Source organism: Mycobacteroides chelonae, from assembly GCF_016767715.1.
Taxonomy (GTDB): Bacteria; Actinomycetota; Actinomycetes; order Mycobacteriales; family Mycobacteriaceae; genus Mycobacterium; species Mycobacterium gwanakae.
Window position 1 is genome coordinate 1,105,235 of sequence record NZ_CP050145.1, and the last position, 21,622, is coordinate 1,126,856.

The window sequence follows — 21,622 nt, forward strand, 5'->3', positions numbered from 1 at the left end:
GAGGAAGTACCTATGACCAACGACCCCCACGGCAATTGGGCCTACCGGCCGTCCGGTCACTACTCCGGGCAACAAGCGCCGACGCATCATGCGCAGTCCGGCCACCACTATCAGGGCCAGGCATACGGATACTCACAGCAGCAGCCGCCGAACCAGCAGCGTCCCCCTCAGCCGCAGAATCAGGCCCCCCGGGGGAAGCGCAGTGGCGGGCTCGTGGTGGGTGCGACCGTCCTGGCTCTGGTCTCCGGTGGGCTGGGCGGAACTGTGGGTGCCGTCGTCGCCGACCGCCAACACAAGGCGCCCGTCGTCACCAGCGGCAGCACCGGCTTGACTCCTATTGCTCCGGGCCGTCAGCCCGCTGCGCAACAGGTGTCCGCGCTGCCCGCGGGATCGGTGGAACAGGTTGCGGCCAAGGTGCTTCCGAGTGTCGTCAAGCTCGAAACAATCATGGGTCGTTCGAGTGAAGAGGGATCAGGGGTCATCCTCTCCGCCGATGGTTTGGTGCTTACCAACGCGCACGTCGTTCAGGCTGCGGGTGAACCCGGCGCCAAGACCACCGCCACCATCGCGGGCGGCAAGAACTCGCCCTTCACCGTGGTGGGGATCGATCCCGCCACCGACATCGCCGTGATCCGAATCACCGGCGCTTCGGGCCTGACGCCCGTCGCACTTGGCTCCTCCGCGAATCTTGTTGTGGGGCAGTCGGTTGTCGCGATCGGTTCTCCGTTGGGTCTGGACGGCACGGTGACCACGGGCATCGTCAGCTCGCTGAACCGCCCGGTGTTCACCGCGGGACAGGCGGGTAACCAGGACACCGTGCTGGACGCCATCCAGACCGATGCCGCCATCAACCCGGGCAACTCCGGTGGTGCGCTAGTCAACCTGAACGGTGAGCTGGTGGGCATCAACTCCGCCATCGCGACCATGGGTGGAGATTCCAGCGGCGAGACACAAGGTGGATCCATCGGCCTGGGCTTTGCGATTCCGGTTGACCAAGCCAAGCGGGTCGCCGATCAGCTGATCGCCAACGGCCACGCCACCCACGCTTCTCTGGGAGTTCGGGTTGGCAATGAGAAGGAGATCCAGGGCGCCAAGATCGTCGAGGTGGTTGCCGGTGGTGCCGCAGAGAAGGCCGGAGTGCCGAACGGGTCGGTCGTCACGAAGGTGGACAACCGCCCGGTGAACAGCGCCGACGGCCTCGTGGCCGCCGTGCGTTCCAAGGCGCCGGGAGACAAGGTGACGCTGACCTACACCGATGGCAACGGCGGACCGGAGAAGACCGTGGATGTGACATTGGGTGAGGTCGCCCGATGACTCAGATGTCCCTGCGAGCCGTTACGGTTGCTTCCATGACAGAGCTTGAGGTGCTACCGGTGGGGCGATCTCTGGTCGTCATCGTCAACGACAGAACGGCCCACGGCGACCAGGACACCAGTGGTCCGCTGGTCACCGAGTTGCTCTCGGAGGCCGGAATCGTGGTTGACGGTGTGGTGGCGGTCGAGGGAGACCTGACCGAGATTCAGAATGCGGTCAACACCGCGGTCATCGGCGGTGTGGATCTCGTGGTGACCGTGGGTGGCACCGGCGTCACCCCGCGCGACGTGACCCCCGAGGCCACTCAGCCATTGCTCGACCGTGAGCTGCTCGGCATCGCCGAGGCCATCCGGTCGTCGGGGCTTGCGGCAGGTGTCACCGAGGCTGGTCTGTCACGCGGCGTGGCGGGTATTTCGGGAAGCACCCTGGTGGTCAACATTGCGGGAACACGAGCTGCGGTGCGCGATGGAATGGCCACGGTGACACCGATGGCGATTCAGATCATCGAACAGCTATCGAGTCTGGAGATCTGATCGGGTGCCGACCTCGGAGGGCCCTGATTGTGACCTTCGCCACAAAAGTGGCGAAGGGGGAACAACGGTCAGCAATGCGGACATCGACAGGATCTTCGGCCAGGCGATGCCGTGTTTGGGTCCAGATGAACGCGATGTGAACGATTCGCGCGGCTTGCACGAAAGTGATCGGTGGTTGCGCGATAACGTGCCGCCCCATCACGGCTAAGGAATTCCCGCATATCGAACGCGTAAATCCGGCAGGTCGCGAAGCCTGGATACCCATTCGGGGTGTCGGTTCCCCCGTCGTGCCTGGGCGTTTCCCAGCAAATTGCTCGTTCACCCAATTGTTAACCCGGGGATGTCTTGGGTTCGGCTAACTTCGGCTTCACGTACGTGCCCAGAGTTGGGTGAGTCCACCGCGAACAGAACTCGCGTTCAGATTGCCGCGTGGTCACCGTGCCGATATCGTCCTTCTGTCCGTCGCTTAGGAAATTCTCATGTTCGCCATGAGTGGACTGATAGGAACAGAATGAAGCTGTTGAGCAAGGTATCGGGCTGGGCCCGCCACGGTCTGTTGGCGGTTGGCGCCCTAGTCATGACTCTTGTTGCTCTCTTTGCGACGGCGGCGACGGCGCATGCCGGTCTGGACGATGAGCTGACCCTGGTTGATGGCAAGGGCCGGACACTGCGGATTCAGCAGTGGGACACGTTCTTGAATGGTGTGTTTCCGTTGGACCGCAACCGCCTGACCCGTGAGTGGTTCCATTCGGGCCGCGCGGTCTACGAGGTGACGGGCCCCGGAGCAGACGCGTTCGAGGGCACCCTGGAGCTGGGTTATCAGGTGGGTTACCCCTGGTCGCTGGGTGTGGGGCTGAACTTCAACTACACCACCCCCAATACCTCGATTCTTTACGGTATTCCGAACGCCTTCGGTGGCACTCCGGAAGCCTCATACGTTCAGACCACGAACCTGCTGCCCTCGGCGGGTATCAACGTTGACCTGGGCAACGGCCCCGGTATCCAGGAAGTGGCGACGTTCTCGGTGGCGATCGCCGGACCCAAGGGTGCCGTCGCGGTATCGAACGCCCACGGCACGGTGACCGGTGCGGCCGGTGGTGTGCTGCTGCGCCCCTACGCCCGCTTGATCAGTAGCGCCGGTGACAGCGTCACCACCTACGGTGAAACCTGGGACATGAAGTAGCGAGCTTTCGCTGACTTCTGGGCACCAGGCGTTTTCACGCAAGAATTCTTCGCGCAGGATGGGCGGCCTTGCCTAGGGCGAGGTCGTCATCGCGCGGTCAAGGGAGTTCCGAGACGAGGCGGGTGCCCCTGCCGCTCCAGGGGATGGCTGCGCTTGGCGGCTGACTTCTCCCTCTAGGTCGCGTGGTGCAGCGGTGTGACGGGGCGGGGGTGCTGCTGCGTCCTCATGCCCGGCATTGACTCCGCGGATGACGGTGTCGCCACTCGGGGCGAAACCTGGGGCATGAAGTAATTGCCATTACTCAATAGGTGCGTCGCGGCAGGATGCTGCGCAGTTAAGAACGGTGCGTAATCACAGAATCTGTGCATCGGCTGTGAGTTAGCTTGCCGGAAACATTCGGGAAACTCGTAGGGATGATTTGGCCGTTACGTTTGGCCCGCTTGGGCAACAATGTGGTCCGGGCGAAATAGGCATTGTCCAGGCGTGTATCCGCCCGAGTATTGAGGGAGCTAAATGAGAACAGGTGGCATCTGGCAGGTCATGCACAACACCCTCATGCGATTGATACTCGCGGTGGCTGGCGTTGTGGGACTGGCAGTTATCGGGACGGCGACGGCGCATGCGGGTCTGGACGATGAGCTGACCCTGGTTGATGGCAAGGGTCGGACACTGCGGATTCAGCAGTGGGACACGTTCCTGAATGGTGTGTTTCCGTTGGACCGCAACCGCCTGACCCGTGAGTGGTTCCATTCGGGCCGCGCCGCGTATGAGGTGACGGGCGACGGTTCTGACGCGTTTGAGGGCACCCTGGAGCTGGGTTATCAGGTGGGTTACCCCTGGTCGCTGGGTGTGGGGCTGAACTTCAACTACACCACCCCCAATACCTCGATTCTTTACGGTATTCCGAACGCCTTCGGTGGCACTCCGGAAGCCTCATACGTTCAGACCACCAACCTGCTGCCCTCGGCGGGTATCAACGTTGACCTGGGCAACGGCCCCGGTATCCAGGAAGTGGCGACGTTCTCGGTGGCGATCGCCGGACCCAAGGGTGCCGTTGCGGTCAGTAATGCCCATGGCACGGTGACCGGTGCGGCCGGTGGTGTGCTGCTGCGCCCCTACGCCCGGTTGATCAGTAGCGCCGGTGACAGCGTCACCACCTACGGCGAAACCTGGGACATGAAGTAATTGCCCTGGCGGGCCGGGCAGAAGAGTTAGGACGTCTTCTTCTGCTCGGCCAGCAGGTCGCGGATCTCGACGAGCAATTCCGCCTCGGTTTGAGCGGCAGGCTCTTCACCCGACTTGGCCAACCGCTCCTTGATCGTGTTGTACGGCAGCACCACCAGGAAGTAGACGACCGCCGCGATCAGGATGAAGTTGATGGTGGCGGTGATCAGGACGTTGAAGTCCAGATATTGGCCGCCGCCGATCCCCACCTTGAGCGCAGGGTGATCCGAATCGGGGCCGGTGCCTATCCGATTGATCAGCGGCTGGATGACGGCGTCGCTGAATTTGGTGACTAATGCGGTGAATGCCGCGCCGATGACCACGGCGACCGCGAGGTCAATGACGTTGCCGCGCAGCAGAAAATCTCTGAATCCCTTGAGCATGGTCTGACACTAACGCAAGGTCAGCGTTATCGCTTGGACTAACGCGGTTGCGGCGACACGATTTGCCTGCTGCGGCGGCAATGCGACCATTACCACCCGCTGCGTCCCAACGCCTTTGGTTGAGGGTTTCGGCGACACCAGCACCACCACGGCGCCGGTGGCCAGCACGGCGGGTTCGGGTGGCGCTGTATCCGGTGCGCCGGGTCCACGATCGGCCACAGTAAGGATGTCGACGATATCTCCGGTGCGGATCATGTCGACGGTGGCGGCATCGCCCAGCGGCACCGGGACGATGCGCGCGTCCTTGCCGGCGGCCGACTCTGCCAATCGCGGGCCCAACACGCGTAAATCGGTCAGCATTTCCCCTCGGCGAACCGGCCCGGCGAGCGTCGCACCCACAATGGTTCCCGCATTGGTGCTGACCCCGTCCGGAAGGATTGTCGAGGAACGCTTTTCGAGTCGTACGTCATCGCCGGTGAGGATCGTGCCGGGATGCAGGTCATGGACGGCGACCATCACCTCGACACGATCGTCGGCCGGATCGGGGCGAAATGCCAGCACGGCCGCGAACAGCACCAGGATCGCCGCCGCGATGCGCCGGGCCAATGCTGAGCGTGCCCAATCGGGGCGGAGTGCCGCCGATACGCGCTGCAGCGCAGTGGGATCGAGAGGCGAGCGGGCCATGCCCTCACGCTAGGACGACGCGCAGCCCCACGTCAGCAGGCAATGTGCCGCTGTGGATAACTCGTCAGCTGGCGGCAGCGGATGCGGTGGCGGTGGATGTCGAGCTGGAGGAACTCGAAGTGCTCGACGTCGATGAGCTACTCGCCGAGGACTCGGAGGACTTGGATTCACTCTTGCTGCCGGAATCGCCCTTCGCGGCGGCGTCCACGCTGCCCGAGCGGCTATCGGTGCGGTAGAAGCCGCTGCCCTTAAACACGATGCCCACCGAGTTGAACAGCTTGCGCAGCTTGCCCGAGCACTTCTGGCACACGGTCAGGGCATCGTCGGTGAACGCCTGGACGATGTCGAACTTCTCGCCGCAGTCGGCACACGCATAGGAATAGGTGGGCATGAGGGGTCCTCCAGGAACTGGCAAGCCATGAAACGCCACTAGCACTCTACCGTTTGGAGTGCTAGGTCCGCCACTGGGCAACCTGGGGATTCAGCCGAGTGTGACCAATCCGTCTGCCGTCAGCGCCTGGGTCACCGGTACATCGTGCGGACCGGCCGGAATGTCATCGAGTATCTCGCCGACATAGAGGGGTGCGATCAACGCCACCGAGGCTGCGGCGAACCTCAGTGATCGGTCATAAAAGCCTGCGCCACGGCCCAGCCGGTTTCCCCGTCTGTCCACCGCGAGTGCCGGGACGAATACCAGCTCGGCGTCGGCAAGGGCGGCGGGGCCGAACACCGGCGGCGCTGGTTCCCGCAGCCCGAAAGGTGCGTCCATGAGCTCTCCGGGTCGGTACTGGCCCCAGTTCAGTGAGGTTGGGGTCCCCATCGCGTCATGACGTGCGACGGGGAGCAGAACCTGGACACCGCGGGTGGCCAGGGCATCGAGCATCTCCACCGTCCCGGGCTCGGATCCCACCGGCAGGTAGGCGGCGACCACCGAGAGCCCCGAAGCCGCGGTTGCGACATGCGCGGCGAGTGCGGCGTTCTGTTTTTCGCGATCGGTAGGCGACATCGCCCGTCGTGCCTGCACAATCTGTTGCCGCAGGACGTCCTTGATGTTCTCTGGGGTGTTCTGGGGAGAGCCGATTCCGTGACGGTACCGCCTTAACCACGCAATCCCGTGGTCAGTGGTTAGGGTGAGTGGCTATGACGGCCCCTGACGTGTCCATCCCGCGCACCGCCGTGGTGCCCGCCGCAGGTCTGGGCACCCGGTTTCTGCCGGCCACCAAGACTGTGCCCAAGGAACTACTCCCGGTGGTCGACACCCCGGGTATCGAGCTGGTGGCGGAGGAGGCGGCCGAGGCCGGTGCCGAACGCCTGGTGATCGTCACCTCGGAGGGCAAGGACGGCGTCGTCGCGCATTTCGTCGAGGACTTGGTGCTGGAGGGCACGCTCGAGGACCGCGGTAAGCACGCCATGCTTGAGAAGGTGCGCCGCGCACCCGGACTCATCAAGGTGCAATCGGTGGTCCAGGCCGAGCCGCTTGGCCTCGGGCATGCGGTGGGTTGTGTGGAGCCGGTCCTTGACGACGACGAAGACGCCGTTGCGGTGCTGCTGCCCGATGACCTGGTGTGGCCGCGGGGCGTATTGGAGACCATGGCCAAGGTGCGGGCCAAGCGCGGCGGCTCGGTGCTCTGCGCCATCGAGGTCAAGCCCGAGGAGATCAGTTCCTATGGTGCGTTCGACGTCGAGATCGTGCCCGATGCTGCCAACCCAAATGTGTTGCGCGTCAAGGGAATGGTCGAAAAGCCTAAGGCCGAGGACGCGCCGTCGAACTATGCCGCCGCCGGGCGGTATCTGCTGGATCGGGTGATCTTCGATGCGCTCAAGCGGATTCCACGGGGTGCGGGCGGCGAGCTACAGCTCACCGACGCCATCGCCTTGCTGATCGATGAGGGACATCCGGTGCATGTCGTCGTGCATCGCGGATCCCGACACGACCTGGGAAATCCTGGCGGCTATCTCAAGGCTGCTGTTGACTTTGCGTTGGACCGCGACGACTACGGTCCGGGCTTGCGGCAGTGGTTGGTCGAGCGGCTGGGTCTGGGACCTGCCACGCTGCCTGATTCCGAGTAACGCTCAAGTAGAGAAGGGCACCAGTGCGTTCGGTCGAGGAGCAGCAGGCCAAAGTGACGGCGGCTGCGGTCGCGCCGCGCCCGGTTCGGGTGGCGATCGCCGAGGCCCAGGGTTTGTTGTGCGCCGAGGAAGTGGTGACCGCTCGGCCGCTACCCGGGTTTGACCAGGCCGCCATCGACGGATACGCCGTGCGCAGCGTGGATGTGCAGGCTGCCGGTGGTGTGGTGCGTGTGATCAGCCCGGGTGAAGGCGCCCCGGATGAGGAAGATGACCTCGCGGAATCCAGCGGCGAGATCGGAACGGTCGAGTTGCCCGTGGTCGGCACGGTGCGGGTAGGGGAGCGCACTCCCACTCGGCTGCAGCCCCGGCAGGCCGTGCGGGTGCAGACCGGTGCCCCGATGCCGACATTGGCCGATGCGGTGCTGCCGTTGCGCTGGTCCGAGGGTGGTGAGTCGCGGGTCAAGGTGCTGCGCGCGGTGCGTTCGGGTGACTACGTGCGGCGCACCGGTGATGACGTGCAACCCGGTGATGTCGCGGTCCGTGCGGGCACGATCATCGGCGCCGCGCAGGTTGGGTTGTTGGCCGCGGTGGGGCGTGATCGGGTGCTGGTGCATCCGCGTCCTCGGCTGTCGGTGATCAGCGTGGGTGGCGAGCTTGTCGACGTCGACCGCACGCCCGGCAACGGCCAGGTATATGACGTGAACTCCTATGCGCTGGCGGCCGCGGCCCGCGATGCCGGTGCCGATGTGAACCGGGTGGGCATCGTCAGCGCGGAGCCCGCCGCATTCCGCGAGGTGCTCGAGGGTCAGCTGAACCGGGCAGAGGTTGTCGTCGTCTCCGGCGCCGTCGGCGGTGCCGCCGCGGAGGGGATTCGTGAGGCGCTGTCGGCGCTGGGCGATATGGAGGTCGGGCGCATCGCGATGCATCCGGGTTCGGTGCAGGGCTTCGGTCAGCTGGGTCGTGACGCGGTGCCGACCTTCCTGTTGCCGGCGAACCCGGTGGGCGCCCTGGTGGTGTTCGAAGTGATGGTGCGGCCGCTGATCCGCCTGGCTCTGGGGCGCAGGCACGCGCAGCGCCGAATTGTCCAGGCGCGCACAGTTTCTCCTATTACCTCTATCGCCGGGCGCAAGGGTTTTCTGCGTGGCCAGCTGATGCGTGATCAGGACACCGGTGAGTATCTGGTGCAGATCCTGGGCGCGCCGGGTGCGTCCTCGCATCTTCTCGCCACGCTTGCGGAGGCCAATTGCCTCGTGATCGTGCCCGCCGAGGTGGAACAGGTTCGTACCGGGGAGATCGTCGAGGTCGCGTTCCTGGCGCAGCGCGGATGAGCGTCTGGCGTCAAGAGAGTGCACATCCCGGTTGGCCGATGCCGCTGGGAAAACTGCGCGTGCCCGCGGGAGTGGTGTCGGTGCGGCCCATCCGGTTGCGGGACGGGATGGCGTGGAGCCGGGCACGGCTGGCCGACCAGACGCATCTCCAACCGTGGGAACCGTCCTCGGAGGTCGACTGGATGGCGCGCCACGGCGTGTCTTCCTGGCCCGCGTTGTGTTCGGGTCTGCGGGCCGAGGCGCGTAAGGGGCGGATGATTCCGTGCGCGATCGAGCTGAACGGGAATTTCGTCGGGCAGCTGACGATCGGCAATATCGCGCATGGCGCGCTGCGCTCGGCCTGGATCGGGTACTGGGTGGTCAGCACGGTTACCCGGCAAGGGGTGGCAACCGCGGCGCTCGCGCTGGGGCTCGATCACTGTTTCGGGCCGGTCACCCTGCACCGGGTGGAGGCGACGGTGCGGCCCGAGAACGGGGCCAGCCGCGCGGTCTTGTCCAAGGTCGGTTTCCGTGAGGAAGGGCTGCTCAAGCGGTATCTCGACGTCGACGGTGCCTGGCGTGACCATCTGTTGGTGGCGATGACGGTCGAGGAAGTGCGTGGATCGGTGGCCGCGATGCTGGTGCGATCCGGAAACGCCGCCTGGGCCTGAGCTCGTTCCTGCTGAGTCTGCGTCTCACGACGCTTTCGGGGGGAAAACCGTCGTGAGACGCAGACTCGCCATCTGAAGTGCTTCGTCGACGCGGCTGACGATCGTGCCGGGGCGGTGCCGAAGCAGTTCTGAGGTCACCCGGATGATCGTCCAGCCTTCATCCGTGAGTGCTGCGGCACGGTCGATGTCCCGGGAACGTTGGCGTGGATCCGTCCAATGCTGCGCGCCGTCGAACTCGACTCCTACCTTCGCGTCCTCCCACCCCATGTCCACACGTGCCACGAAGTCACCGAATCTGTCGAGCACCCGTATCTGCGTCTGAGGTTTGGGGAATCCGCTGCGGATCAGGAGCAGGCGAGTGCGGGTTTCCTGTGGTGACTCGGCTCCTGCGTCGACGAGTTCAAGCACTTCGCGTAGGCGCACGACGCCGCGGACGCCGGGATGGCGGGCCAGCACCGCGTGAACCTCGGCGGTCGTCAGGCCGGTCGCGTTCATCAGGGCATCGATTCTCTCCACGGCGTGGCCGAGGGGCAGGCGCCGTCCGAGGTCGAACGCCGTACGTGCGGGCGTCGTGGCATTCGTGCCGTGGACCTCGGTGATTTCGTTGGCGAGTAGCGAATCCTGATGGACTGTCAATCCGGACGGTGTCCGGTAGTTGTCAAACACGAGTTCAGCTGGTCGATCGCCGTCTATCCATTTCGCACCGTGTAGGGCAGATGCCGACAGTCCGGCGACAATGCCCTGGCGCCGCGACCAGTGCCAGGCCGCGACCGCTCGTTCGGTCGCCGAGAGCTGCGCATCTCTTGGCACGAATACGCCGGGGTACAGCTGCCGATACAACCGGCGCATCCGGCGTTCGGAGATCGCACCGGATGCGAGTACGTCGGCTGAGCGAAATGGCCACGGAATGTCCCCCATGGCGCGCAGCGTCCCACCGCGCTCCGACACCCCTTAGCGAGTCTGCGTCTCGCGACGCTTTCGGGAGAAAAACCGTCGTGAGGCGCAGGCTCGCGAAATATTACTGAGACTGATGTGACTATTGGGGCCTGTGATGCTTGCCCCTGTAGAATTACAGGTGTGTAATTGGTATCGGCGCGCCTCATAACGTGCGCAGATCGCCAACCTAGCCTTGACCTGAGGCTTAAGGCGCAGAGGCACACCTGACGCGCACAGAAAGGAGCAGGCCGAGATGCCGAGCATCCCCCAATCGGTGTTGTGGATCGGACTGGTCGTGCTGTGGCTGTTCGTCCTGGTGCCGATGCTGATCAACAAGCGTGACGTGGTGAAGCGCACGAGCGACGTCGCCCTCGCCACCCGGGTTCTCAACGGGAAGGCCGCCAAGCTGCTGCGCCGCACCGGCCCTGCTGCCGGTCACCGTAGTGACCCCGACTTCCGTCGCGAGGACATCGACGAACTCGAAGACGAGGACGAAGACTCGACCGGCGTCATCGCCAGCGAGCCCACCGAACAAGACAAGGACGCCGCGCAGGCCGTCAAGGCCATGGCCGTGCGCAAGGTTCGTCCCGAAAAGATCGAGACCGACGAGCCTGTAGACGTCGACGTCATCGACGAGGATGCGACCGCATTGCCGGCGGGCGAGGCCGCGTTGTCCGACGACCTCGAGGATCTGGAAGAGGCGCCCGTCGCCGAAACCGATTCGCGCAGCTATGAGTACGAGTACGTGGACGACACCTCGGGTCTGGCAATCCCTGCCGAGCCGACACGGGAGCGGCACCAGGCTCCGCCGGTGTACAGCTCGTCGCGTCGCCGCCGATTCGACCCCGACGTCATGGCCAAGGAGAACGCGCGCAAGTTCGCCTTCCGTAAGCGCGTGCTGATGGGTCTGGTCGCCGCAATGGTCATCGCCGGGGTAGTCGCGGCGACAGCGACCAGCACCGCGTGGTGGGCCTGCGGCGGTTTGGGTGTGGCGGCGGTGCTCTACCTGGGCTACCTGCGCCGTCAGACCCGCATCGAGGAGCAGCTGCGTCGTCGTCGCGCCGCGCGTTACCAGCGGGCGCGCGTGGTGGGCGTGGAGAACGTCGCGGACCGTGAGCTCGATGTGGTCCCGCAGCGGCTGCGCCGTCCTGGTGCCGCCGTCCTCGAAATCGATGACGAGGACCCGGTTTTCGAGCACCTGGATTACTACGACGAACCACGGCAGTACCGCATGCCGCACGCTGTCGGTCAGTAGGCCGGGGTCGACGCTCTTAGCTTTTTACGGCTCATCGCACGATTCGGTCTGACGCGGGACCGGCTGGTAAGGTCTTAGCGTCTTGGGGCTATAGCGCAGTTGGTAGCGCGTCTCGTTCGCATCGAGAAGGTCAGGGGTTCGATTCCCCTTAGCTCCACCAAGAAAAACCCCCGGCTTGCCCGGGGGATTTTCATTTCTGCGGTTCGCCAGGTGATTCGGGCTCTTCCGTGGGCTTCGCGGCGCGGCCCGGATTGCCGATACGGCGGTTGAGCGCATACACAGGAGCCGCCGCGCGAGCCACCAACGGCGGAATCGCCTGTCGTGCCCTGCGGGTATTGAAGAGACCGGCGTTCATGCCGATACCGATAAAGGTCATCGCCACGATCGCTGCTATCCCGACGAACGTTGTCGTCATACGCCCCACAGTATCGTCAAGCGCTGACCTGTGCGTCGAGGCTGTGGCGTGGGCCGTCAGGACCGCGAGAGGCGCCGGGCGCCAAGCCAGCCGATCCCGGCGACCGCCGCCGGCACCCCGAACACCGCCAGCAACACGGGTAGTTCTTCGGCGACGCCGTACCCGGCCTCAAACACACCCACCCCCATGTTGAACACGGCAACGCCGGCCCAGGCAACCAGGAAGTGCGTGACGGCCGCCTGTATGCCGACCTTCTTGACCAGCGCACCGACGGCGAGAAACGCTAGTGCTGCGATAACTCCGACGATGATGATGATCGCGGTCCGGCTCATAGCTGTGAACTCTAGGTCATCGGATGCTGGACGGGGCAATGTCGAACGCGCGGGTGAAGGCGTAGGAGAACGCGGCGGGTGTGGCATAGCCGAGCCGCCCGGCAACCTGGGTCACCGACTGCCGCCGTAGCAGCGGAACCGCTGCGAGTAGTCGCGCCCGCACCCGCCACGCCGCCGGGCTCATCGCGACCTCATCGCGGAACCGGCGAGTCAGCGAGCGCTCGGTGGTGTTCAGCCGATGCGCCCATTGAGCATTGGAGACCGACACCTCCGGAGCATCGAGGTACTCGTGACACAGCTGTGCCAGGTCGGGTGAGCGCGGCACATCGACATGCAACGGCAGCGCGGTGAAGGATGCCAGTTCGTGCAGCAGGAGTGCGGTAAGTGCTCCGTCGCGCCCCGCGAGGTCGTAGTCGGCCGCCAGATCCGCTGCCGCGCCCAGTAGTTCGTGCATCAATGGGCTGACGTCTACGACAACGCACGACGACGGCCACCACGGAATTGCCGACGGCTCGATGTAGAGGCTTCCGGTGCGTACCTCCAGCATCCGCACTCGGTGACGGGTGCGCGCGGGGATCATGACCGCGCGACGGCTGGGCACTGTCCAGGTTCCGTCGTCGGTGTCCACGATCATCGTTCCGGTGGATCCGTAGAGGAACTGTGCGCGTCGGTGCTCATGCCAATCCAGCAGCTGCCCGTTGGTGTAGTCGGTGGCTATGGGCAGCACATCGCGGGGCAGATGGTCGACATCGGCGAGCGGTACGTTCCGCATCCCCACAGGGTATGGCTGAAATTCGAATGAATCGAGCTGGCATTCGATTGTCCGCAGTATCCCCGTCGGCTGGACTGGACTCATGTGCATGATCGTGTTGGTGGTGATCGGGATTCTGGCGGGGCTCACCACGGTGCTGTTCGGTTTCGGCGGCGGATTCGTCACCGTTCCGGTGATCGTCTGGGCCGACAGTGCGCTCGCCGCGGGTGCCGCCGAGGTGGCGGTGGCGACCTCGGCGGTCGTCATGGTGGTGAACGCGGCCGTCGCCACCATGGCAACTCCGCGAGCCGTATTGGCACGCTTACGAAGTGCGGTAGCACTCATCGCATTGCTGGGGTGCGGGGGCGTTCTCGGTGCGGGGCTGGCCAGGCTGGCGCCACCGCACCTCGCGATGTGGGGATTCGTGCTCTATCTCGCGGTGACGATCACCGATGTGCTGGCACGTCCCGGATTCCTGCGCCGCCCCACCATGATCGAGGGCTCCCTATCTGACTTCGCCATCTCCCCGCTGCTGGGCGTGCCTATCGGTGCGGTCGCATCGTTTTTGGGAGTGGGCGGCAGCGTGATGACGGTTCCCTTGCTGCGCCGCAGCGGACAGCCGATGAGTATGGCCACCGCCCTGGCCAATCCCTTGACACTGGCGATCAGCGTGTCGGCATTGGCTGTCTTTCTCACCGGCACGTCAGCAGCAGCGGACGATCCGTACGTCATCGGCGCGGTGGATGTGCGATCTGCCGCTGCGCTTCTCGTCGGAGCGCTGCCGATCGTGGTGTGGCTGCGGCGGCATCCGCCGCGGCTTTCTGATGTCGCACACGCCTGGGCGTATGTCGCATTGCTCATCATTTCGGCCCTTGCGATGGTGCTCTCGCCGGGGGTCTTGTCGTCAGATTTCACCTGCTAGACCCCGAACACCCAGGAATTTCCCAGGTTGAGAGTCCACAATTCTCAGATGGCGCGGACAGTATGGGTCGGATCGGGCCTCCTCGCACTCGTCGCGGTTGCCGGTTGCTCGCAGCCTGCGAGTCCGGTGGTGGAAACCTCCACGCCTGAGGTAACCGAACTCAAAGTCAGTGCCGCCGCCGCGGATTCGCTGTTCGCCGGGATCGATGTGGTCAAGTCGCTCGGCTTCCCGACGGCGGACACCACACATACCGACACGGCGCCGGTCTACGGGCCCGCCATCAACCCGTCGGACCCGTGCGGCGTGTTGCACGCGGCGTCGCAAGGCGACTTGGGCGACGGCTGGCAGGCGTTTCGCCAGCTGAATGTCGACAGCAGTGCGGACCCGCATCAGACACTGCGCGAGGCCATTGCGATTTATCCCGACAAGCCCGCCGCCCAAGCCGAATTCCGCCGCATCACAGAGGCTTTCAACACGTGCAAGGCGCATTCGCCCGGCGCGTACACGTTCGGCATGCGCAACCCGATCACGATCACCTGGGCCGACAACACCGGTGCCACGCACATCCACACCACGGGCAACGCGGTGTACGGGGTGACCTCGTCCGGTGCCACCGACAACGCTGAGGTCGCCGGTCAGGTTGCCAATCAAATGAAGACGAACATCATCGACCCTGCTTAGAACGAGCGTCTACTCGGTACTGTCCCGATGTGCTTACAGAGCTGTATCACGCTGCGGTCGTCTTCCTCGTGGTCCTGGCCATCGTCACCTTCGTCAGCGGCTTCTGGTTCACCAATCCCTACGGCCGGTTCGCCAAGCCTGACGAGAGGTTTACCGCACCCGCCAAGATCGGTTGGCTGATCTTCGAATGCCCGCAGTGGTGGGCGTTCACCGTCACCTTCTGGACCGTCGCGCACGACCACGGCGCACCGGCGCTCGTGCTGTATGCGTTGTGGCAGGGCCACTACCTGTACCGCGGACTGATCTATCCGCTCTCCCGTAAGGGCAGTGGAAAGCGATTCCCCTACAGCGGGATTGCCTTCGGCTTCGTCTTCAACGCGGTCAATGGTTTTGCCAACGGGTATGCGGTCGCCTTCGCCGCGCATCTGCAGAGTGCCGCCTGGTTCACCGACCCCCGGTTCATTCTCGGAGTCCTTGTGGCCCTCGGTGGCTGGTTGGTGAACTTCCAGGCCGACCGCATCCTCATCAACCTGCGAGCCGATGGTTTCGATGGATACCGCATTCCGTATGGCGGTGCGTTCAGGTGGGTGTCGGCGGGCAACTACTTCGGCGAGATCATCCTCTGGGCCGGTTGGGCATTGATGGCGTGGACGCTGCCCAGTCTGATCTTCGTGCTGTTCTCGATTGCCAATCTGCTGCCGCGGGCGCTCTCGATCCATCGGTGGTACCGCGAAACATTCCCTGACGAGTACCCGCGCGAGCGCAAGGCGATCGTTCCGGGGCTGCTGTAGGGACCTAAGACACCAACTTTTACGCACTACTTCAATACGTAAGCGATTCGTGTAACACTGAGTTACACGATCAAGGTGGAGGTGTGCGACATGGCTGCTCCGGTAACGGCCTCATACCCGAAGACGCGGCGCATCAGGTTTTGGTTTGGTGACCCGGTCCCGATGCGAAGGCACTTCGCCGACAACGACATCGCGTTGAGCCATGTACTGGCGGGTGCCTCGGCGGTGTTCCCGCCGGGGGAGGAGTTCTTCGTCCGATCCGTGCGTCGCTACGCCGACAGGATCACCGAGCCCACACTCAAAAAACGTGTCGCCGGGTTCATCGGTCAAGAAGTCACGCACGGTCTGCACCATCGCGAGCTCAACGAGAAGCTCACGGAAATGGGCTACCGCAGCAAGATGGTCGAGACCATCGGGCGCCGATCAGGCAAGGTCGAAGACCTGGTCGACAAGTACCTACCCAACATGGACCGCCTCAAATACATCCGGTTGACCATGCTGGCCGCGACCGCGGCACTCGAGCACTACACCGCGGTTCTGGCAGAGCGTCTGCTGGAAAGCGGCGACCTGCAGGCCATGGTGACCGATGATGAGGTGCGAAACCTGTTGTACTGGCACGCCATCGAGGAGCTCGAGCACAAATCGGTCGCCTTCGACGTCTACCGCGCGGTCGGTGGGCCGGAATGGCTGCGACGTGCGGTGATGGCCGTCATCTGGACGGGTACGGTGCCATTCGCCACCGCGGGCTCCTGGTTCTCCATAGCGTGGAGCGACTCGGATGGACGGCGTCAACCGGGGCGCGTGCTGCGCGAGACGGTTGGGTTGATCCGCGGACCTCTGTTGAACGACGGGATGATCGGCCGGTTGGCCGTCTATATGAAGAAGGACTTCCATCCCGACGATCTCGACACCGAAGTGCTCCTGGAGCGGTGGCGGACCGAACTGTTCGGTGCCGAGGGCACGCTGGTCGATCATTTGAAGTAGAGACAACAATGGCCCGGGCTTGTGGCCCGGGCCATTGTCAGGTGTCTGCTGTGTCAGCAGCTCAGCGCGACATGCGCGACCTTGCGATCGACAGTCGGCACGGTGGTGGGGTTGTTACGCACATCCCGGGCCGGCTGAACATTATTCACCGGCGACTCCTGCGTGACAGACGCCACGGTGCACTTGCTCAGGTCCGCAGCGCCCGTCTTGGAGACGATCACTCGGTACCCATTGGTCTTGAGGTCATTGATGACAGCGCTGGCATCGCCCGATCCCGATGGACCGGCGAGCGCGACACTTGCCGATCCCAGCGACGCCCCGATGACGCCGACTGCGGCAATACCTGCAAATAACAATCTCTTCACGATTTCACTCCTCTCGCCTCACTCCTCGTGGCATCGCCGTTACGGAAATGTGTCCGCATACCACACGAATGCCCGATCCCCGACTCGCTAAATCATCAACGCTCGTGAATCTGTCCAGTCCAACGCACTAATACCCAGATTGATTCCCAATCGGGGAAATTAACGTCAAATTCACATTCTCGTCTGCGCCCGCTCTCAGGCGGCGCGCGTACCCGCCCGTGGGGCGTGCAACGCCCAGCGAACTGGCAAATCTGGTTAGGTTAGGCTAACTAGACGTTGCAGTTAAGGGAGATGTACACCAATTTATGGTCGAGTACGCGCACCGGCAGCACCAGCCACTTGCCGCTGGGCATCCACGTCCGCTGATACTCGGTGCGGTAGACGTCCTGCCCGTTACGGATGTTGGACACCGTGCACTTATTGGTGGGGGCTGAGCCGTTTCGGTCGATGATGACCTGATAGCCCTGCGACTGGTACTGGTTGATGACCGATTGCGCGTCATCGGCGAGCGCCGTCCCGGTAGTGAGAGCCATCAACGCGCCGACACCGAGTGCCGCAGTCGTTAGGCGAGCCGCCGTCTTCATCTCATACCGTCCTCACAGGTGTTAACTCTTGGCCACACAGACATTGTTCCCTATAGGTGCCATCGATTTTTGGGCCCGAATCGATACAGTGGCCGGGTGTTGAAGCCGGTGACCGTCAAGAGCTGGGGAATCTGGGCCACCTGCGCGCTGGCGCTCGTTGTGCCGGGCTGTGGCCGAACCGTCCAGAACCCCGTCAATCACAACGTGAAGATCGGAAACATCGCCTCACTGAAGAGCCAGTTCGGACCGGAGTTCGTCGTCAAGACCATGGAACCGGCGGGGATGGACCCCAAGCTGCTCTCCCCGGCACCGCTGCCCCAGGGGATGACGGTGGATCCGCCCGGCTGCGCCAAGTACAGCGGCGGCAGTGCCGTACCGGCCGGGCTCAAGGGGAACATGGCCGCACTCACCGCCACGGGCGCCGGAAATCAGTACGTGGCGGTCGCGGTGGAAACCTCGCAGGAGGTCCCCTTCGACCCGGCGGTGTCGGCGGAATGCAAGAAGGTCGGCTTCCGCGGTAACGGGATCGCCGGGCAAACCGAGGTGATCGACGCACCCGCCATCGAGGGTGCGCGCACCCTCGCCATGAAGCGGGACGTCCTCAGCGGAACCTCGGGCAGGGCCGTCGGTCAAGAGATACTGAACTACTCGGCATATCTCGGTCGCTACATGGTGGTCGTCACGGTCAGCCCGGTTGCGGTCGGCAAGGTGCCGCCCGCGTTGCCCGACGGCAAGCGCGCATCGGATCTACTGGTCAAGGCAGTGGCCGCCGTCCGTTCTTAACGCACATCGCGGGGCCGGTACTGCAAGCTGATCCGCGGACCCACCGGCTTGGACGTCTTGGGGATCGCGTGTTCCCAGGTTCGTTGGCAGGTGCCGCCCATCACCAAAAGGTCGCCATGGCCCACATGGATGCGAATCGATTCGCCCCCGAGGCGTGGCCGCAACGCGAAAGTGCGTGTCGCGCCGATGCTTACGATCGCGACCATGGTGTCTTCGCGTAGCCCGCGCCCGATGGTGTCACCGTGCCAGGCGACGCTGTCGGTGCCGTCCCGGTACTGGCACAGGCCCACTGTGGTGAATGGTTCGCCGAGCTCGGCGGTGTACTCGCTGTTCAGGCGGTCGCAGATCGCCTCCAGCACCGGATGCGGTGGCGGGCCCGCGGTCAGATCATGGAAGCTGACCAGCCGGGGGACGTCGAGGGTGCGGTCGTACATGCGGCGGCGCTCGGCGCGCCACGGTACCTGCGCCAACAGCTGACCCATGAGATTGTCGGCACGTCCAAGCCATTCATGGTGTACCTCAAGCCAAGCGCCGCCTGCCAACTCGCGGCGCGGGACCGGTGGGGCGCCGAACAGGGATGCCTGCACAGCGTGTGGAGAGGCTGTCACACCTTCATGGTATCGCACACATGTTCGATTGCGCGGCAAGCTAGCGTCTTCTCATGACGGATGCGCCAGTGCTGGGTGCCAATTCAGAGGTGGGACGGCTGCGGGCGGTGGTGTTGCACCGGCCCGGTGACGAGCTCAAGCGGCTGACTCCGCGCAACAACGACCAGCTGCTGTTCGATGGTCTGCCCTGGGTGGCGCGCGCTCAGGAGGAGCACGATGCCTTCGCCGAGGTGCTGCGCTCGCGGGGTGTCGAGGTGCTGCTGCTCTCCGAACTATTGCGTGAGGCGCTGGCCAGTGGCGCTGCCAGGGTGCAGGGCATATCGGCGGCGGTGAACGCACGCAGGTTGGGTTATGCGCTTGCGCAGGATCTTTCGGAATACCTGCGGTCGCTGGACGCGGCCGATCTCGCCTACGTGTTGATGTGTGGGATGACGTTCGACGAACTACCGGTGGGCGGTAAGGTGGCGCAGCCGTCGTTGGTGCGCACCATGCACCACGGATCGGATTTCGTCATCGAACCGCTGCCCAATCTGCTGTTCACGCGCGACTCGTCGTTCTGGATCGGGCGTAAGTTCGCGATCACCTCGCTGGCACTTCCGGCGCGCGTCCGCGAGACCTCGCTCACCGACCTGATCTATGCCCATCACCCGCGGTTCCTCGGGGTGCGGCGGGCCTATGAGTCGCATTCGGCTCCCGTCGAAGGCGGCGACGTGCTGCTGCTGGGGCCCGGGGTGGTGGCAGTCGGTGTGGGGGAGCGCACCACGCCCGCAGGTGCGGAAGCCCTGGCGCGCAGCCTGTTCGACGATGACCTGGCCCACACCGTGCTCGCGGTGCCCATCGCGCAGGAACGCGCGTCCATGCACCTGGACACCGTCTGCACGATGGTCGACACCGACGCCGTCGTGATGTATCCGGCGATTCAGGATTCGCTGTCGGCGTTCACCATTCGTCGTAACGATGGTGGGGTCAGCATTTCGGGTTCGGCACCGTTCGTGGAGGCGGCGGCCGACGCGATGGGCATCGGGAAGCTGCGTGTCATCGATACCGGTCTGGATCCGGTGACCGCCGAACGCGAGCAGTGGGATGACGGGAACAACACCCTGGCCTTGGCTCCCGGTGTAGTTGTCGCCTACGAGCGCAATGTGGAGACCAATGCGCGCCTGGAGGAATCGGGTGTGGAGGTGCTTGCCATCTCGGCATCGGAGTTGGGCACGGGCCGGGGCGGACCCCGCTGCATGTCCTGTCCGATATCGCGCGATCTCCTCTAGCGCCAGCTGGGCAGCCACATCTCCATGTTCCACATGAACGGTGAGATGGCGGCGCCGGTGAGGATCGGATACAGCCACGCGAAGTTGGTAACCACCACGGCCAGATAGAACGTGGCGATGAACATTCGCAACGTTTTTCGTTCCGGATTGGCCACCGGCTTGCGCAGGAAATCGCCGATGATGAACGCGATCATCATCACCAGGAACGGCACCATGGGGGTGGCGTAGAAGAAGTACATCTGCCGGTCGATGTTGGCGAACCAGGGCAGCCATCCCGCGCAGTAGCCGACCAGTGCCGCCGCATAGCGCCAGTCGCGCCGGACCACCGTCGCCCACGTGGCCCACAACAGCACCGGGACCGCCAGCCACCAGATGGCCGGGGTGCCGACCAACAGCACTGCGCGCACACACGAATTGGCGCCACAGCCGGGAATGTTCTTGTCTTCGATGCCGTAGAGCAATGGTCGCAGCGACATCGGCCACGTCCACGGTTTGGATTCCCACGGATGATGATTGCCGTTGGCGTTGGTGAGCGTCGAATGGAATGTGTAGACGCTGTGCGTGTAGTACCACAGCGAGCGCAGGGCATCGGGTACCCAACTGCCGACACCGATCTGACGGCCCTCGGCATGCCGATTGATAGCCGTCTCGGAGGCGAACCACGACCAGTACGAGGCCATGTACACGAGGAACGGAATGACCACCAGCGCATATAGGGCCGGCCCCAGATCGCGTACCCCGGTGCCCGCCCAGGGACGCTGCACGCCGTAGGCGCGCCGTGCCGCGATATCGAAGGCGATGCACAGCACTCCGAAGAATGCGATGAAGTACAGCCCTGACCACTTTGTGCCACAGGCCAATCCGAGCAGGATTCCGGCACCGAAACGCCACCACCGCACGCCCAGACGCGGCCCCCACGCGGTCTCGCCGATGCGCCCGTCGAGGTATGCGTTGTGCAGCCGCTCCCGCACCTGATCACGGTCGACGATCAGCGCGCCGAAGGCGGCCACCACAAACAGTGCCTGATACACGTCGAGCAATGCGGTGCGCGCGGTCACGAAGCTGACGCCGTCCGCGATCAGCAGCAGTCCCGCGATGGCGCCCATCAGGGTGGACCGGCCGATCCGCCGGGCGATCCGGGCAACCAGCAGCACCAGGATGGTGCCCGAGAGTGCGGCGGCGAACCGCCAGCCGAATGCGTTGTATCCGAAGAGCCATTCGCCGAGGGCGATCATCTGTTTGCCGATGGGCGGATGCACCACCAGCCCATAGCCGGGATTGTCCTCGACGCCGTTGTTGGTGACCACCTGCCAGCCCTGTGGCACGTAGTGCTTCTCGTCGAAGACAGGGGTGCCGCGATCGGTGAGGGCGCCGAGATTGATGAATCGTGTGAGCGCCGCAATTGCCGTGATGACGGCGGTCATCACCCAGCCCTGGAACCGGTCGGTGGGCCCGAAATCCGCAGGCGGTATCCGGGGCCCCGGGGACTCGGTGCCGTCCGAGCTCCGAGACGTCTCCCCCGTAGGCGGCAGGGTTGCGGGCACGGTCACACGCTCGATCGTAAGGGAGGGCCCGGCC

General features: G+C 64.3%; 27 protein-coding genes and 1 tRNA gene. 16 read left to right on the forward strand and 12 right to left on the reverse strand.

From position 1 onward, the window contains the following. Window positions 1–12 precede the first annotated feature (12 nt). From HBA99_RS05405 to HBA99_RS05420, 5 genes are all read left to right on the forward strand, one after another. Entirely contained in the window at window positions 13–1,314 is a 1,302-nt protein-coding gene (locus HBA99_RS05405) for a S1C family serine protease (RefSeq protein WP_030094527.1), read from the forward strand. After that, the gene (locus tag HBA99_RS05410; RefSeq protein ID WP_070943063.1) at window positions 1,311–1,847 is read left to right on the forward strand and encodes a MogA/MoaB family molybdenum cofactor biosynthesis protein; all 537 of its coding nucleotides are present in this window, start codon (window positions 1,311–1,313) and stop codon (window positions 1,845–1,847) included. Before HBA99_RS05405 ends, HBA99_RS05410 begins: the two co-directional genes overlap by 4 nt. Before the next feature lie 4 nt (window positions 1,848–1,851). Further along, the gene (locus tag HBA99_RS24795; protein ID WP_081347609.1) at window positions 1,852–2,055 is read left to right on the forward strand and encodes a hypothetical protein; all 204 of its coding nucleotides are present in this window, start codon (window positions 1,852–1,854) and stop codon (window positions 2,053–2,055) included. Between the two features lie 369 nt (window positions 2,056–2,424). Then, entirely contained in the window at window positions 2,425–3,030 is a 606-nt protein-coding gene (locus HBA99_RS05415) for a porin MspA (protein ID WP_412457851.1), read from the forward strand. A 555-nt stretch (window positions 3,031–3,585) separates the two neighbouring features. Next, a complete protein-coding gene (locus HBA99_RS05420; RefSeq protein ID WP_070952325.1) occupies window positions 3,586–4,215 on the forward strand; it encodes a porin MspA in 630 nt (209 codons plus the stop codon). A 26-nt stretch (window positions 4,216–4,241) separates the two neighbouring features. Here HBA99_RS05420 and mscL read toward each other — a convergent pair whose 3' ends face one another. The 4 genes from mscL to HBA99_RS05440 all read right to left on the reverse strand — a co-directional run bounded on the left by mscL (window position 4,242) and on the right by HBA99_RS05440 (window position 6,432). Continuing rightward, window positions 4,242–4,637: a large-conductance mechanosensitive channel protein MscL gene (gene mscL / locus HBA99_RS05425; RefSeq protein ID WP_030094531.1), complete on the reverse strand. Its 396-nt coding sequence runs from the start codon at window positions 4,635–4,637 to the stop codon at window positions 4,242–4,244. Between the two features lie 9 nt (window positions 4,638–4,646). Continuing rightward, a complete protein-coding gene (locus tag HBA99_RS05430; RefSeq protein ID WP_070951454.1) occupies window positions 4,647–5,321 on the reverse strand; it encodes an SAF domain-containing protein in 675 nt (224 codons plus the stop codon). A gap of 64 nt (window positions 5,322–5,385) precedes the next feature. Then, complete coding sequence (locus HBA99_RS05435) at window positions 5,386–5,712, reverse strand: FmdB family zinc ribbon protein (protein ID WP_070951453.1); 327 nt, start codon at window positions 5,710–5,712, stop codon at window positions 5,386–5,388. 90 nt (window positions 5,713–5,802) lie between these two features. Beyond that, entirely contained in the window at window positions 5,803–6,432 is a 630-nt protein-coding gene (locus HBA99_RS05440; protein WP_420892101.1) for a 5-formyltetrahydrofolate cyclo-ligase, read from the reverse strand. A gap of 29 nt (window positions 6,433–6,461) precedes the next feature. Between HBA99_RS05440 and HBA99_RS05445 the strand changes: the two genes are divergently transcribed. Genes HBA99_RS05445 through HBA99_RS05455 form a run of 3 tightly spaced genes read left to right on the forward strand, consistent with a single transcriptional unit; the run spans window position 6,462 to window position 9,369 of the window. Further along, a complete protein-coding gene (locus HBA99_RS05445; RefSeq protein ID WP_030094535.1) occupies window positions 6,462–7,391 on the forward strand; it encodes a UTP--glucose-1-phosphate uridylyltransferase in 930 nt (309 codons plus the stop codon). A gap of 23 nt (window positions 7,392–7,414) precedes the next feature. Further along, complete coding sequence (gene glp, locus HBA99_RS05450; RefSeq protein ID WP_070922717.1) at window positions 7,415–8,719, forward strand: molybdotransferase-like divisome protein Glp; 1,305 nt, start codon at window positions 7,415–7,417, stop codon at window positions 8,717–8,719. Continuing rightward, window positions 8,716–9,369, forward strand: a complete 654-nt coding sequence (locus HBA99_RS05455; protein WP_044104202.1) for a GNAT family N-acetyltransferase — start codon at window positions 8,716–8,718, stop codon at window positions 9,367–9,369. Before glp ends, HBA99_RS05455 begins: the two co-directional genes overlap by 4 nt. A gap of 24 nt (window positions 9,370–9,393) precedes the next feature. Here the strand turns inward: HBA99_RS05455 and HBA99_RS05460 are convergent, their stop codons facing one another. Then, the gene (locus HBA99_RS05460) at window positions 9,394–10,287 is read right to left on the reverse strand and encodes a DUF559 domain-containing protein (RefSeq protein WP_070922716.1); all 894 of its coding nucleotides are present in this window, start codon (window positions 10,285–10,287) and stop codon (window positions 9,394–9,396) included. Window positions 10,288–10,558: 271 nt separating this feature from the next. Here HBA99_RS05460 and sepX point away from each other — a divergent pair, with 271 nt between their 5' ends. Beyond that, window positions 10,559–11,560 carry a divisome protein SepX/GlpR gene (gene sepX / locus HBA99_RS05465; RefSeq protein WP_070916572.1) on the forward strand — a complete coding sequence of 334 codons (1,002 nt, stop codon included), beginning with the start codon at window positions 10,559–10,561 and terminating at the stop codon, window positions 11,558–11,560. An 84-nt stretch (window positions 11,561–11,644) separates the two neighbouring features. Next, window positions 11,645–11,720, forward strand: a tRNA-Ala gene (locus HBA99_RS05470). A gap of 30 nt (window positions 11,721–11,750) precedes the next feature. On the opposite strand, the gene HBA99_RS05475 is transcribed toward HBA99_RS05470, so the two are convergent. From HBA99_RS05475 to HBA99_RS05485, 3 genes are read right to left on the reverse strand one after another with little or no spacing between them, the layout of a single operon-like run. Next, window positions 11,751–11,975 carry a hypothetical protein gene (locus tag HBA99_RS05475; RefSeq protein WP_030094540.1) on the reverse strand — a complete coding sequence of 75 codons (225 nt, stop codon included), beginning with the start codon at window positions 11,973–11,975 and terminating at the stop codon, window positions 11,751–11,753. Between the two features lie 56 nt (window positions 11,976–12,031). Beyond that, window positions 12,032–12,307: a hypothetical protein gene (locus tag HBA99_RS05480; RefSeq protein ID WP_030094541.1), complete on the reverse strand. Its 276-nt coding sequence runs from the start codon at window positions 12,305–12,307 to the stop codon at window positions 12,032–12,034. Between the two features lie 16 nt (window positions 12,308–12,323). Beyond that, window positions 12,324–13,079 carry an AraC family transcriptional regulator gene (locus HBA99_RS05485; protein ID WP_070951452.1) on the reverse strand — a complete coding sequence of 252 codons (756 nt, stop codon included), beginning with the start codon at window positions 13,077–13,079 and terminating at the stop codon, window positions 12,324–12,326. Window positions 13,080–13,167: 88 nt separating this feature from the next. Here HBA99_RS05485 and HBA99_RS05490 point away from each other — a divergent pair, with 88 nt between their 5' ends. The 4 genes from HBA99_RS05490 to HBA99_RS05505 all read left to right on the forward strand — a co-directional run bounded on the left by HBA99_RS05490 (window position 13,168) and on the right by HBA99_RS05505 (window position 16,436). After that, complete coding sequence (locus tag HBA99_RS05490) at window positions 13,168–13,980, forward strand: sulfite exporter TauE/SafE family protein (protein ID WP_070931117.1); 813 nt, start codon at window positions 13,168–13,170, stop codon at window positions 13,978–13,980. 48 nt (window positions 13,981–14,028) lie between these two features. Next, on the forward strand, window positions 14,029–14,661 hold the full coding sequence (locus HBA99_RS05495; protein ID WP_101312637.1) for a sensor domain-containing protein: 633 nt from the start codon (window positions 14,029–14,031) through the stop codon (window positions 14,659–14,661). Window positions 14,662–14,690: 29 nt separating this feature from the next. Continuing rightward, window positions 14,691–15,452 carry a DUF1295 domain-containing protein gene (locus HBA99_RS05500; protein WP_070930970.1) on the forward strand — a complete coding sequence of 254 codons (762 nt, stop codon included), beginning with the start codon at window positions 14,691–14,693 and terminating at the stop codon, window positions 15,450–15,452. 90 nt (window positions 15,453–15,542) lie between these two features. Next, window positions 15,543–16,436 (forward strand): metal-dependent hydrolase, encoded by an 894-nt coding sequence (locus HBA99_RS05505; RefSeq protein ID WP_070922823.1) that lies wholly within the window; start codon window positions 15,543–15,545, stop codon window positions 16,434–16,436. A gap of 53 nt (window positions 16,437–16,489) precedes the next feature. Here the strand turns inward: HBA99_RS05505 and HBA99_RS05510 are convergent, their stop codons facing one another. Both HBA99_RS05510 and HBA99_RS05515 read right to left on the reverse strand, forming a co-directional pair. After that, on the reverse strand, window positions 16,490–16,801 hold the full coding sequence (locus HBA99_RS05510) for a hypothetical protein (protein ID WP_057963775.1): 312 nt from the start codon (window positions 16,799–16,801) through the stop codon (window positions 16,490–16,492). Between the two features lie 269 nt (window positions 16,802–17,070). Continuing rightward, complete coding sequence (locus tag HBA99_RS05515; protein WP_057963776.1) at window positions 17,071–17,385, reverse strand: hypothetical protein; 315 nt, start codon at window positions 17,383–17,385, stop codon at window positions 17,071–17,073. A gap of 96 nt (window positions 17,386–17,481) precedes the next feature. On the opposite strand from HBA99_RS05515, the gene HBA99_RS05520 reads away from it, so the two are divergent. Then, window positions 17,482–18,168 carry a DUF5642 family protein gene (locus tag HBA99_RS05520; protein ID WP_057968649.1) on the forward strand — a complete coding sequence of 229 codons (687 nt, stop codon included), beginning with the start codon at window positions 17,482–17,484 and terminating at the stop codon, window positions 18,166–18,168. Here the strand turns inward: HBA99_RS05520 and HBA99_RS05525 are convergent. Next, on the reverse strand, window positions 18,165–18,776 hold the full coding sequence (locus HBA99_RS05525; RefSeq protein WP_030094550.1) for an alpha-ketoglutarate-dependent dioxygenase AlkB family protein: 612 nt from the start codon (window positions 18,774–18,776) through the stop codon (window positions 18,165–18,167). The two genes, HBA99_RS05520 and HBA99_RS05525, sit on opposite strands and share 4 nt — an antisense overlap. Before the next feature lie 53 nt (window positions 18,777–18,829). On the opposite strand from HBA99_RS05525, the gene arcA reads away from it, so the two are divergent. Continuing rightward, complete coding sequence (arcA, locus tag HBA99_RS05530; RefSeq protein ID WP_030094551.1) at window positions 18,830–20,044, forward strand: arginine deiminase; 1,215 nt, start codon at window positions 18,830–18,832, stop codon at window positions 20,042–20,044. Here the strand turns inward: arcA and HBA99_RS05535 are convergent. Continuing rightward, window positions 20,041–21,594, reverse strand: coding sequence for a dolichyl-phosphate-mannose--protein mannosyltransferase (locus HBA99_RS05535; RefSeq protein WP_109494160.1), 1,554 nt, complete (start codon window positions 21,592–21,594; stop codon window positions 20,041–20,043). The two genes, arcA and HBA99_RS05535, sit on opposite strands and share 4 nt — an antisense overlap. Window positions 21,595–21,622 lie beyond the last annotated feature (28 nt).

What these genes read in the sequence shown, in the direction of transcription:
- arcA (WP_030094551.1), top strand. Translation starts at nt 18,830, where the DNA reads ATGACGGATGCGCCAGTGCTGGGTGCCAATTCAGAGGTGGGACGGCTG.
- HBA99_RS05430 (WP_070951454.1), bottom strand. Translation starts at nt 5,321, where the DNA reads ATGGCCCGCTCGCCTCTCGATCCCACTGCGCTGCAGCGCGTATCGGCG.
- mscL (WP_030094531.1), bottom strand. Translation starts at nt 4,637, where the DNA reads ATGCTCAAGGGATTCAGAGATTTTCTGCTGCGCGGCAACGTCATTGAC.
- HBA99_RS05415 (WP_412457851.1), top strand. Translation starts at nt 2,425, where the DNA reads ATGACTCTTGTTGCTCTCTTTGCGACGGCGGCGACGGCGCATGCCGGT.
- HBA99_RS05410 (WP_070943063.1), top strand. Translation starts at nt 1,311, where the DNA reads ATGACTCAGATGTCCCTGCGAGCCGTTACGGTTGCTTCCATGACAGAG.
- HBA99_RS05480 (WP_030094541.1), bottom strand. Translation starts at nt 12,307, where the DNA reads ATGAGCCGGACCGCGATCATCATCATCGTCGGAGTTATCGCAGCACTA.
- HBA99_RS05455 (WP_044104202.1), top strand. Translation starts at nt 8,716, where the DNA reads ATGAGCGTCTGGCGTCAAGAGAGTGCACATCCCGGTTGGCCGATGCCG.
- HBA99_RS05515 (WP_057963776.1), bottom strand. Translation starts at nt 17,385, where the DNA reads ATGAAGACGGCGGCTCGCCTAACGACTGCGGCACTCGGTGTCGGCGCG.
- sepX (WP_070916572.1), top strand. Translation starts at nt 10,559, where the DNA reads ATGCCGAGCATCCCCCAATCGGTGTTGTGGATCGGACTGGTCGTGCTG.
- HBA99_RS05505 (WP_070922823.1), top strand. Translation starts at nt 15,543, where the DNA reads ATGGCTGCTCCGGTAACGGCCTCATACCCGAAGACGCGGCGCATCAGG.
- HBA99_RS05460 (WP_070922716.1), bottom strand. Translation starts at nt 10,287, where the DNA reads ATGGGGGACATTCCGTGGCCATTTCGCTCAGCCGACGTACTCGCATCC.
- HBA99_RS05485 (WP_070951452.1), bottom strand. Translation starts at nt 13,079, where the DNA reads ATGCGGAACGTACCGCTCGCCGATGTCGACCATCTGCCCCGCGATGTG.
- HBA99_RS05405 (WP_030094527.1), top strand. Translation starts at nt 13, where the DNA reads ATGACCAACGACCCCCACGGCAATTGGGCCTACCGGCCGTCCGGTCAC.
- HBA99_RS05435 (WP_070951453.1), bottom strand. Translation starts at nt 5,712, where the DNA reads ATGCCCACCTATTCCTATGCGTGTGCCGACTGCGGCGAGAAGTTCGAC.
- HBA99_RS05445 (WP_030094535.1), top strand. Translation starts at nt 6,462, where the DNA reads ATGACGGCCCCTGACGTGTCCATCCCGCGCACCGCCGTGGTGCCCGCC.
- HBA99_RS05420 (WP_070952325.1), top strand. Translation starts at nt 3,586, where the DNA reads ATGCGATTGATACTCGCGGTGGCTGGCGTTGTGGGACTGGCAGTTATC.
- HBA99_RS05490 (WP_070931117.1), top strand. Translation starts at nt 13,168, where the DNA reads ATGATCGTGTTGGTGGTGATCGGGATTCTGGCGGGGCTCACCACGGTG.
- HBA99_RS05495 (WP_101312637.1), top strand. Translation starts at nt 14,029, where the DNA reads ATGGCGCGGACAGTATGGGTCGGATCGGGCCTCCTCGCACTCGTCGCG.
- HBA99_RS05475 (WP_030094540.1), bottom strand. Translation starts at nt 11,975, where the DNA reads ATGACGACAACGTTCGTCGGGATAGCAGCGATCGTGGCGATGACCTTT.